This is a genomic window from Halomonas campaniensis (assembly GCF_002211105.1).
Lineage (GTDB): Bacteria > Pseudomonadota > Gammaproteobacteria > Pseudomonadales > Halomonadaceae > Vreelandella > Vreelandella campaniensis_A.
Genome location: NZ_JPUA01000034.1, coordinates 774213 through 787192 on the forward strand (window position 1 = coordinate 774213; position 12980 = coordinate 787192).

At 57.9% G+C, this 12980-nt stretch carries 10 protein-coding genes; 9 read left to right on the forward strand and 1 reads right to left on the reverse strand.

Annotated elements, in window-relative coordinates:
* From ptsP to JI62_RS16025, 9 genes are all read left to right on the forward strand, one after another.
* Window positions 1–1630: phosphoenolpyruvate--protein phosphotransferase (gene ptsP / locus JI62_RS22955; RefSeq protein WP_240513269.1), on the forward strand; the 1630-nt coding region annotated here is incomplete at its 5' end.
* 1 nt (window position 1631) lies between these two features.
* A complete protein-coding gene (gene nagE / locus JI62_RS15990) occupies window positions 1632–3347 on the forward strand; it encodes an N-acetylglucosamine-specific PTS transporter subunit IIBC (RefSeq protein WP_088701088.1) in 1716 nt (571 codons plus the stop codon).
* A 123-nt stretch (window positions 3348–3470) separates the two neighbouring features.
* Window positions 3471–4268, forward strand: coding sequence for a Cof-type HAD-IIB family hydrolase (locus tag JI62_RS15995; protein ID WP_088701089.1), 798 nt, complete (start codon window positions 3471–3473; stop codon window positions 4266–4268).
* A gap of 116 nt (window positions 4269–4384) precedes the next feature.
* Window positions 4385–5110, forward strand: coding sequence for a response regulator (locus JI62_RS16000; protein WP_088701090.1), 726 nt, complete (start codon window positions 4385–4387; stop codon window positions 5108–5110).
* Window positions 5107–6618, forward strand: a complete 1512-nt coding sequence (locus JI62_RS16005; RefSeq protein ID WP_088701091.1) for an ATP-binding protein — start codon at window positions 5107–5109, stop codon at window positions 6616–6618. Before JI62_RS16000 ends, JI62_RS16005 begins: the two co-directional genes overlap by 4 nt.
* A 111-nt stretch (window positions 6619–6729) precedes the next feature.
* Complete coding sequence (locus tag JI62_RS16010) at window positions 6730–7989, forward strand: ABC transporter substrate-binding protein (RefSeq protein WP_088701092.1); 1260 nt, start codon at window positions 6730–6732, stop codon at window positions 7987–7989.
* Between the two features lie 93 nt (window positions 7990–8082).
* On the forward strand, window positions 8083–9009 hold the full coding sequence (locus JI62_RS16015; RefSeq protein WP_088701093.1) for a carbohydrate ABC transporter permease: 927 nt from the start codon (window positions 8083–8085) through the stop codon (window positions 9007–9009).
* On the forward strand, window positions 9002–9880 hold the full coding sequence (locus JI62_RS16020) for a carbohydrate ABC transporter permease (RefSeq protein WP_088701094.1): 879 nt from the start codon (window positions 9002–9004) through the stop codon (window positions 9878–9880). The genes JI62_RS16015 and JI62_RS16020 overlap by 8 nt, the downstream gene beginning before the upstream one ends.
* A gap of 180 nt (window positions 9881–10060) precedes the next feature.
* Window positions 10061–11182, forward strand: a complete 1122-nt coding sequence (locus tag JI62_RS16025) for an ABC transporter ATP-binding protein (protein WP_088701095.1) — start codon at window positions 10061–10063, stop codon at window positions 11180–11182.
* A 92-nt stretch (window positions 11183–11274) separates the two neighbouring features.
* On the opposite strand, the gene JI62_RS16030 is transcribed toward JI62_RS16025, so the two are convergent.
* Window positions 11275–12915 (reverse strand): BCCT family transporter, encoded by a 1641-nt coding sequence (locus JI62_RS16030; protein ID WP_088701096.1) that lies wholly within the window; start codon window positions 12913–12915, stop codon window positions 11275–11277.
* Window positions 12916–12980: the final 65 nt, after the last annotated feature.

Genomic DNA, 12980 nt, shown 5'->3' on the forward strand with positions numbered 1-12980 from the left:
GTCCCCACGCCTTAAACAGGCACTGAACCGTATCAGTGACGATTTAGCAAAGGCCGAGGTGCAGGCGACACACCAAGGGCAGGTCGCCGAGGCGGAAATCTTTGCAGCCCATGGCGCCTGGCTTGAAGATCCGAACTTAGTCGCGGCGGCAGAGGCGCGGATTAGTGATGGCCGCAGTGCTGGCCAAGCCTTGCGGGAAGCATTAGACGCTGAAGCAGAGCGGCTTGCTGCTAACGGTAACGACTTGCTGGCTGCCCGTGTCGCGGATCTGCGCGACCTGCAGCGTCGTGTGATGGTGGTGCTGAGCGACGACCATCAAGAGGCAGCTCCTGAGCTGCCTGAAGACGCCATCTTGGTGGCGGAGGACTTAACACCGTCGGAGTTGGTAGCCGTGGCTGACCAGCACCCCGCGGGGCTTTGCCTTGCTGGCGGTGGCACCACTTCTCATGTGGCTATCCTGGCGCGGGCACGGGGTATCCCTTGTCTCGTGGCAATGGGACAGGAGCTATTGGAAGCAGCTCATGAGGTCTCTTCTGAAAGCGTCATGCTAGATGCCGAGGAAGGCTGCTTGGCACTGAAGCCAACGCCGATACAACTGGCCGAGATGGCCGAGCGGATTGAGGTTCGCCGACAGCAAGCCGAGACGGCGCGGGAGGCCGCTCATGAGCCAGCCACCACCCTAGACGGACGCACTATTGAAGTGTGTGCCAATATTGGCGGTGCCGAAGAGGCGCGCTTAGCGGCAGCGTCAGGTGCCGATGGCGTAGGCTTACTGCGCAGCGAGTTCCTGTTCTTGGGACGTGATAGCGCCCCCGATGAGTTCACTCAGCGCGAAGAATACCAGGCCGCTTTAACGGCCTTGGGCGGTAAGCCAGTGATTATTCGCACGCTGGATATCGGCGCCGACAAGCAGCTTCCTTATCTACGTTTGCCAACCGTGCCTAATCCAGCGTTAGGAGTGCGCGGCGTGCGCCTTTGGCAAAGCCAGCCCAATCTCTTGGAGACACAGCTACGAGCGTTACTGGGCGTTACCCCATTGAAAGCGCTGCATATCATGCTGCCTATGGTGAGCGAAGCCTCCGAGCTACGCGAAGTGCGCCAGCGTTTAGAGGCGCTGACCGCTGAGTTAGGGCTGAGTGAACGGCCGCGGTTAGGGGCCATGATCGAAGTGCCTAGCGCCGCACTCTGCGCTGCCAGTCTTGCCGACGAGGCAGACTTCCTTTCCATTGGCACCAACGACTTAACCCAGTACACCCTGGCCATGGATCGTGAAGATCCAGCGCTGTCTAGCCGGGCGGATGTACTGCACCCGGCGGTACTGCGCCTGATCCAAGCGTCGGTCGCTGGCGCCGCCAAGCGCTGTTCCGTCGGCGTATGTGGCAGTGCGGCCAGTGACGAACTGGCTGCTCCTTTGCTAGTAGCTATGGGGGTCGATGAGCTCTCAGTAGAGCCTGCGCGAATTCCGGCAGTCAAGGCTGCTTTGCGCCGTCTGGACACCGCCGCCTTGGCAGCCAACATCCCGGAACTACTGGCCTTACCTGATGCTGTCTCGGTGCGCTTGCGCCTCGGCGAGCTGCTGGCCCTGGATGATGAGGCCTCCCCAATAACAACTCCCTTCGCGAGGTGCTGATATGGCTATTATGACTTTGGGAGCCCGCATGATGGGCGGGCTACAGCAACTGGGCCGCTCTCTGATGCTGCCCATTGCGGTGTTACCTATCGCTGGCCTGCTATTACGTCTGGGCCAGCCCGATCTGCTGGATATTGCCTTTATCGCCAGTGCGGGCGAAGCAATATTCGCTAACCTGGCGCTGATCTTTGCCATTGGTTTGGCGGTGGGCTTTGCCAATGACAGCAATGGCGCAGCGGGCCTGGCCGGTGTTATTGGTTACTTGGTTCTAGATGCAGTGCTGAACTCTCTCAATCCAGATATTAATATGGGGGTGTTGGCGGGCATCATCATCGGCAGTGTGGCGGGCTTGCTTTATAACCGCTACCAAGCAATCCAACTGCCAGACTATTTGGCTTTCTTCGGCGGGCGGCGCTTTGTGCCTATTGTCACCGGCCTTGCCGCTGTGGTGCTGGGATTCGCCTTCGGGGCTATCTGGCCTCCTATCCAGCACGGTATCGATTCGCTGGGCCAATGGCTCATTGATGCTGGTGAGTTAGGTCTGTTCGTCTATGGAGTGCTCAATCGGCTACTGATCGTTACTGGCCTGCACCATGTGCTCAACAGCTTGGTCTGGTTTGTTTTTGGCAGCTTTGAGACAGCCTCTGGGGCGATTATCACCGGCGACCTCAACCGCTTCTTCGCCGGAGATCCTACCGCAGGTCGTTTTATGGCGGGCTTTTTCCCGGTGATGATGTTCGGCCTGCCAGCCGCAGCGCTGGCCATGTACCACGCCGCGCCGAAAGGGCGACGTGCCCAGGTGGGTGGTCTGCTGTTGTCGCTGGCGTTGACCGCCTTCCTTACCGGTGTGACCGAACCCATCGAATTTACCTTTATGTTCCTGGCGCCGCTTCTCTATGGCCTACACGCTTTATTAACCGGTATCTCTGTAGCCCTGCTTCACTGGCTTGACGTTAAACTGGGCTTCACTTTTTCCGCCGGGGCCTTCGACTTCGCGCTCTCGTATGGGCTTTCTACTAACGGCTGGCTGATGCTGCCGGTGGGGCTGGTCTACGCTGGCATCTACTACACAGTATTTCGCTGGGCGATTGTGCGCTTCGACCTGCCAACGCCGGGCCGTGACCCAGAGACAACAGCACCCGTTGGGACGGAAGCTGCTCCCAGTGAGCGAGGCCCAGCCTTTGTTGCCGCTCTGGGGGGCGCAGCAAACCTGCAAAGCGTTGGCGCCTGTACGACTCGGCTCCGCTTAGTATTGGACAACCCTGATGCTATCGACGAGGCGGCTCTTAAGGCGCTGGGGTCACGAGGGCTCCTGCGCCTTCAAGGCGGTGGAATTCAGGTCATTGTAGGGCCTATCGCCGACGCAGTGGTTGATGATATACGCGCCGCGCTAAGCGCCACTGGTGAAGCACCGGTGCAGCCTGCCGAACCACGGTCGCCTAACTCTGTTGCGCCCCCGCCAACCGCCATAGCGCCCATAACACCTCAGCGTCGTCAGGCTTGGCAGCAAGCGCTGGGCGGCGAGCGCAATGTGCATAGTGCGACGGCGGTGGCATCCACTCGGCTGCGTTTGGAACTAGCTAATATCTCTGTACTAGACGAGGCGGCTCTGGCTGGCCTGGGGGCCCACGGCGTGCAGCGACTGCAGCGAGGTGTGGTTCATATAATCTTGGATGAACAAGCAGAGGCGGTCGCCTTGGGGCTTTCATCCCATTGATGTTGCCCAATGGCCGAGCCTGCGAGGTGGAGCGGCCATTGTGCCTGGCATCCTAGCCAGCGACGGCTAGGCGTCCCAGGAATCAATCGGTTAAGCTAAAGCACCATACTCACGGAGCGCGCTATGACACCTCGCCTGATTGTTTCTGACCTGGATGGAACCCTATTAGGAAGCGACCACACCCTGCACGAAAGCACTGTAGAGGTGCTGAGGGCATTGGTGAAGCAAGGTCATCATGTCGCGCTCGCCTCTGGCCGCCACTACTACGATATGAAGGTGTTTCGTGATCAGTTGGATATTCCCGCGCACTTGATCAGCACCAACGGCGCCTATGTTCACGACCCCGAAGATACCTTGCTGGCGGCTAATCACCTTGAGCCTGAACATGCAAGAACGCTAATTGGTCTTCCGCGTCCGCCTCAAGTACGGCTTAACCTTTATCGCGAAAGCGGCTGGCATATTGACTCAGAGGCCCCGTACTTATTATCACTTCACGCCTCCACAGGGTTTGGCTATGAAGTCGTGCCGCCCGCGCAAATGGACACTAACGGGGTAGGCAAAGTGCTCTATCTAGGTGATCCAAACGCGCTAAAACTGCTAGAAGCCCAGGCGCAAGAGGCCCACGGTGACGCGCTGCATATTACCTACTCCACGATTGATTCTTTGGAAATCATGGCCGGTGGAGTCAACAAAGGTGTGGCGCTGTCATCACTGCTGGAACGGTTGGGTTTAACGCCCGCCGATTGTTTAGCGTTTGGCGACAACCTTAACGATACCGAAATGCTTGACCTGGCAGGAGAGGCACAAGTCATGGCCAATGCTCACCCTGATCTATTCGACCGTATAAAAGGCGCCGAACGCATTGGCCACCATGGTGAGGCCGCCGTTGCCGTATGGCTGAAAAAGCGCTTTGGGCTTTAAGCGCCAATAAATACACGGCTAATGCAACCTTGGTCGTAGCGCTATTGCTACTGCCTAGCCCCTCGACCATCATCAAGGCCCAATAACGACAATAGCGTAGGGCTGAACCCGCTGAGATGACGACAACCCCTGCTACTTTGATTGTGGTCGACGATGACCCGGAAATTTGTGAATTGCTCGCTGACTACCTGGGGCGGCACGGTTACCGGGTATTTACGGCGGACGGTGCCCAAGCGCTGCATACCCTGCGGGCGGAACACACGCCTGACTTGTTGATCGTCGATTTAATGCTCCCCGGTGACGACGGCTTTACCATCTGCCGCGACGTCCGCAAGCATAGCGATGTTCCGATCATCATGCTCACCGCCAGTGCCGATGAGACTGACCGTATTCTTGGCCTTGAGCTGGGTGCTGATGACTACTTGGGCAAGCCGTTTAATCCCCGCGAATTGCTGGCGCGCGTCAAAGCGGTACTGCGACGCACCCGCAGTGCTCCACCAGAGTTGCCTGCGGGGCAGGCGCGCTGGGTCAGTTTTGGTAATTGGCAGCTCGACCGCATGACCCGCGAGTTGATTGACCTGCAGGGCGAGCGCGCCGCGCTTTCAGGGGCTGATTTTCAGCTACTGCAGGTGTTTTTGGAGCATCCGGCGAAGGTACTCACTCGGGATGATCTCTACGCGCTTACCCGGGGGCGGGACGCGCCGCCGCTTGATCGCTCCATTGATGTCCACGTTTGCCGCCTGCGCCAACGGCTGGGTGAAGATGCCCAGCACTCGCAGTTGATTCGAACGGTGCGCGGGGCAGGCTATGTGTTAACCGCCCAAGTAGATGCATTAACGTGAGACGCGTGGAGTGGGCAACCATTCGTCGACGCTTATCCCGACGAGCAGCCCGCTGGCTACCGGCTTCGCTGCGTGGGCGTTTTGTGATCATTATGATCGCCGGGGTGCTGGTCGCCCAAGGGGCCAGCTACGCGATCTGGACTTCCCAGGTGCGCTCCAGCCACTTGGCACAGCTGGATGAGCTGTCTACCAATATGGCGTTTAGCATCGCCTCCACCATGAAGTTTTTCCGCTCACTGCCCGTTGACTACCGCCATATTGTGCTCGATCAGCTGCGAAATATGGGCGGCACGCGCTTTTTTGTTAGCGTCAACGAGCGCAGGCTGACCATCGACGATATTGGCTCGGGGCCGGAAAAAGAGGTGGTGGTGAATAATGTGCGTTCGGTGCTCACCCGGCAGCTCAATATCGATGATGTGATTGTCGAGTTCTCCCGCCCGGAAAACCTGCGGGTGCTCAATAACGAAGTGCTTCTCTACGATCTGCCGCCCCGCTGGGGGCAGCACAGCCTGCTGATGGAGCCACTCTCGCCGCCGATTCTAGTGGTTCAGTTGGAACTTGCCCCAGGCACCTGGCTCTATGTCGCCACGCTGCTAGGCGTACCGGATATTTTCAGCGGCTATCGCTGGCTCTCTGAGGAGCGTTTGCTGGTCGGGCTACTGGTGCTGCTGAGCGTGCTGGCGCTTTCGCTATTGGGTATTACCAGCGTGACCCGGCCACTGGCGCGGCTTTCACGGGCAGCGAATCAGTTGGGCGATGATTTGGATATGCCGCCACTCAAAGAGAGTGGGCCGAAAGAGGTTGCCGCCACCGCCGCGGCGTTCAATCGTATGCAGCGGCGTATTCGCGAGCAGATTGAGGAGCGTGAACGGCTGTTTTCGGCGATTTCCCATGATTTAAAAACGCCGTTAACCCGCATGCGCCTGCGCGCTGAGATGCTCGAAGATGACTATCAGCGCGAACGTTTTTGCGCCTCATTGGATGAATTGGATAGCTTGGTAAAGGGCGCCTTGGCCTCCGTGAAAGGCTTGGATCTGCACGAAGAGCCGACGTCCGTTGATCTAACGCACCTGATCGAAGAGTTGGCCGAAGAGCTTAGCCTTCAGGGGGGGAAGGTCACTATTGAGATTAAAAGTGGTTCTCTTATCGCGCCGCTGATTGTCAAACCGGTAGCGCTTAAACGCTGCTTGGCAAACCTGCTTGAGAACGCGGTGTTCTATGGCAAGCAGGCCGATGTGCAGCTAATAGATCACGGTAACGCGGTCACCATGCGTATTCGTGACCACGGCCCAGGTATACCCGAAGAGCAATTGGGGCGGGTGTTTTCGCCCTTTGTGCGCCTGGAGCCCTCACGCAGCCGACATACCGGCGGCAGCGGCCTGGGACTGGGAATTGCTCGGCATATTGCCCGTGCCCACGGCGGCGATATTCAGCTCGCCAACCATGCTGATGGTGGGCTGGTGGTCACCCTCGCGCTACCTCGACAGGAAACTATTACAGGTTTGTAATAAAACCCCAACACTATGCAGTACTCGGTAACTCCCGTTGACGCTCACCTTGGCGTAACCTCTTGGATGTCGCACGTCCGAGAGGACAATAACAATATAAGGAGTTACTCCATGTCGACGTTAAAGAAGACGACCCTCGCGCTTGCTCTGGCAGGCGCCACGCTCGCCACCACCGCTCAAGCGAATGAAGTTGAAGTGCTGCACTGGTGGACTTCCGGTGGTGAAGCTCGCGCTGCCAACGTGCTTAAAGAGTTAATGGAAGCTGAAGGCTACGGTTGGCAAGATTTCGCCGTGGCCGGTGGCGGCGGTGAAACCGCCATGACGGTGCTTAAATCCCGTGCCATGTCGGGCAACCCACCATCTGCCGCACAAATCAAAGGCCCCGAAATCCAGGAGTGGGGTGAGCTTGGCTTGCTCGGTGACCTGAACGGCGTTGCCGATGCGGAAGGCTGGGATGAACTGCTACCGGAAGTCGTGGCCGATATCATGCGTCACGACGGCAAATACGTGGCGGTACCCGTCAACGTGCACCGGGTAAACTGGCTGTGGGCCAACCCGGAAGTGCTTGAAGCAGCAGGCGTAGAGATGCCTACCACGCTGGACGAATTGTTCGAGGCAGGCGAGGCTATCCGCGAAGCGGGTTTCGTGCCGCTGGCTCACGGAGGTCAGGCCTGGCAGGACGCGACGGTATTCGAAAGCGTAGTGCTTGGCGGTCAAGGGAGCGAGTTTTATCAGCAGGCGCTGGTGGAGCTAGACCCTGAAGCACTGGGGGGCGAACAGATGGTCGCTGCTCTTGAGGATTTCAAGCGTATGCGCGAGCTAATGGATGAGGGCATGTCCGGTCGCGACTGGAATGTTGCCACGGCGATGGTGATTGAGGGAGTGGCTGGGTTTCAGCTCATGGGCGATTGGGCGAAAGGGGAGTTTACCGCGGCCGGACTGACCGCCGGGGAAGATTACCTCTGTGCAGCAGCGCCGGGCACCGAAGATGCGTTCACCTTCAACATCGATAGCCTGGCCATGTTCCGCGTCACCGACGACGAGGAGCGCGAGGCGCAGGAAGCGTTAGCCCGCCTCGTGCTTGAGCCTACTTTCCAGGAAGCGTTTAACCTTGCTAAAGGCTCGATTCCTGCGCGGCCTGATCTGGACATGAGCGAATTCGATAGCTGCGCCCAGCAGTCGTTGGCTGATTTCCAGCGCACCGCCGAAGAGGGTGGCCTAGTGCCGAGTATGGCCCATGGCATGGCCGTACGCGCGGATATTCAGGGCGCCATTTTTGACGTGGTTACCAACTACTTCAACGACGCCGATATGCCTGCTGAAGAAGCGGCAGAACGTATGGTGAGCGCCGCCGAAGCGGCCTCTTTCTAGGCTTTTCTAGATATAGCGTTCTTCAGGCGCCGCCGCAACGGCGGCGCCTTCGTTGCTTGGCAAGGATACTTCTCCATGAGAGATTCCCTCCCCATGAAAAATACCTCTGCGACGCCTTTAGGGGCTGGCGCTAAGCGGTCGACGCCATCCGGTGGTTTGCAAGCGTGGCTGCCTCGCCTGGTGCTGGCACCGTCGGTGGCCATTTCGCTGTTCTTTGTTTACGGCTTCATGCTGTGGACGTTCGTGCTCTCGCTAACCAGCTCGCGCATGCTGCCCAGCTATGACTTTGTCGGCTTTGGTCAATATGCACGCTTAATGGCCAATGAGCGCTGGTGGGTTGCCTCGACCAACCTGATGATTTTTGGCGTGCTGTTCGTGGTGATTTGCCTGGTGATTGGTGCGCTGCTGGCGATACTGCTTGATCAGAAAATTCGCCAGGAGGGAGCACTGCGCACGATCTACCTCTACCCCATGGCACTCTCCTTTATTGTTACCGGGGTGGTGTGGAAGTGGCTGCTTAATCCGCAATTGGGCATTCAAGCGATGGTGCAAAGCTGGGGCTTTGAGTCTTTCCGCTTTGACTGGATTGTGGATCCGGATATGGCGATTTATACCCTGGTGATTGCTGCCGTGTGGCAGGCGTCCGGGTTTGTGATGGCGCTGTTTTTAGCCGGGCTGCGGGGTATCGACGACAGCATTATTAAGGCGGCGCAACTAGATGGCGCCAGCTTGCCGCGGATTTATCTGCGCGTGGTGATGCCGTGCCTACGCCCGGTGGTGTTTAGCGCGGTGATGATCTTGGCCCATATTGCCATTAAGAGTTTTGACCTGGTCGTCGCACTCACCGGCGGTGGGCCCGGCTACGCCACCGACTTGCCCGCCACCTTTATGTATGCACACGCCTTTACCCGGGCGCAGATTGGCTTGGGCTCTGCCAGCGCCATGCTGATGTTGGGTGGCGTGCTGGCAATTTTGATTCCGTACCTCTACTCCGAACTAAGGAGCCGCAAGCATGGCTAATGTGATTCGTCGTCAGACGCCCGCTGCGCGGCTGGGCCGTGGCCTGCTCTATGGCGTGCTGATACTTGCCGCACTGTTCTATATTCTGCCACTGGTGGTGATGCTGATGACCTCAGTGAAGCCGCTGAGCGAAATCAGCCCCGGTTCGCTGCTCTCGTTTCCGCAAAACCCGACACTGGCACCGTGGACCAAAGCCTGGGGAGAAGCCTGCACCGGTATGCGCTGTGATGGCGTTGGCGGCTACTTCTGGAACTCCTTTGCGATTGTGATTCCAGCGGTGCTGATCTCAACCACTATCGGTGCCCTTAACGGCTATGCGCTAACCAAATGGCGCTTCAAAGGTTCTGAATTAGTCTTTGCACTAATGCTGTTTGGCTGCTTTATTCCCTTCCAGGTGGTACTGCTACCCATGGCGCAAACCCTCGGCTGGCTGGGTATCTCCAGCTCCCGCGCCGGGTTGATTTTGGTTCACGTAGTCTTTGGCATTGCCTTCACCACGCTGTTTTTCCGCAACTTCTACGTGGGTATCCCTAATGAGTTGGTATCGGCGGCGAAGCTGGATGGCGCGGGTTTCTTCCGCATCTTCTGGCGCATTCTACTGCCGGTTTCCGCTCCCATTATCGTTGTTTCGGTAATTTGGCAGTTCACCCAAATCTGGAACGACTTCCTGTTTGGCGTGGCGTTTTCAGCCCACAACACCCAGCCCGTTACCGTGGCGCTAAACAACCTGGTGAATACCTCCACCGGCGTGCGCGAGTACAACGTGGATATGGCGGCAGCGATGATTGCCGCGCTGCCCACCCTGGTGGTGTACGTGCTGGCGGGAAAATACTTCGTGCGCGGGCTGACAGCAGGCTCCGTGAAAGGCTAATAACAACTAGGTGAGGGGCAACCATTTCTAGAAGGTCAGAAGCAGCCCTCCGTGGGGGCGCTGTGAACCCATCCATGGGCGCTACTTTCGCCATCCATGGCGAAAGACCCCCGCTACGGGCTACTTCTGACCCTCCAAATGAATGGGTTTTGTCAGTCGCTTTACAATAGGATTTTCATTATGGCAGCGTTAGAAATCCACAACGTGCGCAAAGAGTTCGGCAGCGAGCGGGTGCTCAAAGACGTCAGTATTTCGATCGATTCCGGCGAGTTCCTGATTCTGGTTGGCCCCTCTGGCTGCGGTAAGTCCACGCTGATGAATGCCATTGCCGGGCTAGAGCCTGTGACTTCCGGCAATATTTATATTGATGGTGAAGACGTGACCTGGCGCACCCCCGCGGATCGGGATATCGCCATGGTATTCCAGTCCTACGCGCTTTATCCCAGCATGACCGTACGCCAGAACATCAGCTTCGGGCTTGAGATGCGCAAGGTGTCCAAAGCCGAACGGGAAGCGGCCGTGGAGCGGGTGGCCGACTTACTGCAAATTACCCACCTGCTGGAACGCAAACCTGCACAGCTCTCCGGCGGGCAGCGCCAGCGGGTGGCGATGGGGCGGGCGCTTGCCCGTGAACCAAAGGTGTACCTGTTTGACGAGCCGCTCTCTAATCTGGATGCCAAACTGCGCGTGGATATGCGCACCGAGATCAAAAAGCTCCACCAGCGCCTGGGCACCACCATTGTTTACGTCACCCATGATCAGGTCGAAGCCATGACCCTGGCAGACTGCATTGCAGTGATGCGTGACGGTCATATTTTACAGTTGGGCACCCCGGATGAGGTCTACAACAATCCGGTGGATATGTTTGTGGCCGGTTTTATGGGTTCACCCTCGATGAACTTTATCCGTGCCACTTTGGAAGATAATAACGGCGGTTATCAGCTGCGGATTGTCACACCGGGGGAGGAGGAACTGGTGCTGCCGTGGCCTGAAGCGCGCATCGCCCCCGACATGGCCGAGCGGTTGAATCAGTCGGTGATTCTTGGTCTACGCCCGGAGCACTTCAGCGAAGAGGATGAGCGGTTAACCGCCCAAGCCGAAGGCACGCTGCTGAGCGCCTGTGTAGCGGTGGTTGAGCCTACCGGGGCGGATATTCTGCTGCGTTTACCGCTAGGGGAGCAGGAAGTCACTGCCCGCGTTGGGCCTAAATGCGCGGTGGTGGCTGGGGAGCGCTTAGCACTGCGCGTCGATATGGGGCGGGCGATTCTATTTGATGCCGAGACTGAGCAGCGTATTGCGTAAGCGCTTGCGGCTGATCCTATTGAAATAAGAGGCCCCCTGCTAACTTCAGCAGGGGGCCTCTTACCATTGCTTGCAGGTTTCAGTTGCAGGTATCACTTACCAATAAGCCGCAGCTCACCATTGAGCGCCTTGATGATCGAGTAGCACATCAGCAGCATCACAATCGAGAACGGAATCGCCGTGGCGGTGACCCCCGCCTGAAGCGCGGTCAGGCCTCCACCGATAAGCAGCACGATCGCGATGAGGCCCTCGACGATCGCCCAGAACATCCGCTGCGGGCGCGGAGCGTCGATTTTGCCACCGGCGGTGATGGTGTCGATGACCAGAGAGCCGGAATCCGAGGAGGTGACAAAGAAGATCAGTGCCAGGACGATACCCAGGGTCGACATCAGACCCGTCAGCGGCAGTTCGTTCAACATGCCGAACAGCGATAGCTCAGGCCTGTAGTTATCGATCACATACTCTTTAACCAGGCTCGCCGCCGGGTTCGCATAGAGCTGATCAAGCGCGGTTGAGCCGAAGACGCCCATCCAGACAAAGATAAACAGACTGGGAACCAGCAAAACGCAGAGGATAAATTCACGCACCGTGTGGCCCCGGGATACCCGAGCGATAAACATCCCCACAAAAGGTGCCCAGCTAATCCACCAAGCCCAGTAGAAAATCGTCCAGGACTGGCGGTAGGCATCGTCGTCACGACCAAAAGGCGCAGACAGAGGAATAAACTCAGTGACATAGGTGGTAAGCCCCGACCAGAAACCCGTCATGGCCAGCAGAGTAGGGCCAGCGAAAAGCACAAAAAAGAAGAACAGCACGGCCAGGATCATGTTGATCTCTGAGAGCTTCTTCAAGCCGCCCTCAAGACCGCGCCAGACCGACACCAGCGCCACTCCCGTGACTAGAATGATGACGATGACCTGGGTCAGTGTGGTGACCTCCAGACCAAAAACAAAGTTCATCCCCGCATTGGCCTGCTGGGCGCCGAGCCCAAGGGAGGTAGCCAGCCCGAAGAGGGTTGAAAACACCGCCAGAATATCAATCACATGGCCCCACCAGCCCCAGACACGCTCACCGAGAATGGGAAAGAACGCCGAGCGAATCGAAAACGGCAGGCCTTTGTTGTAGGTAAACAGCCCCAGCGCCAGCGCCATCACCACATACACTGCCCAGCCATGAATCCCCCAGTGGAGATAGGTGCCTGCCAGGCCCATGGCGCTGGCATCGGCAATCGCCGCTGGATCCAGTTCACCATCGGCACCGAAGGGCGAGGGAATGCCCAGTGGTAGGGAGACATTGGCGTGGTAAACCGGTTCGAGTACGCCAAAGAACAGCAGGCCGATGCCGATGCCCGCGGTGAACAGCATGGCGAACCATGAGAGGTAGCTGTGATCCGGTCGCGCATCCGCCCCGCCCAGCCTGACTGAGCCATAGGGCAGCACCACCAGCGCTAAGCAGAATAGAATAAAGAAATCGACCAGGATCATGAAATACCAGTCCAATGTTCCCGTCGAGAAGGAGACAACGGACTGGAATATACTTCCTGCACGCTCTGGAAACAGCAGGGTGAGGACGATGAAAATGGCCGAGGCAAGCGCCGATACGACAAAAACGCGGTTGTGGATATCGAAACCGATGGGGCCAAGCTGGCCCTTGATATTATCCTGACCCACCACATAGTCGGTCTGCATGTCGCTGGTTGCCGAAGGCGACTCGGGATTATTGGGAGTGTTCATACACTACGTCTCCTCGCTGGAGGATGCTATGTCAAACACCCATCATGAGGATAAACAGCGTTGAA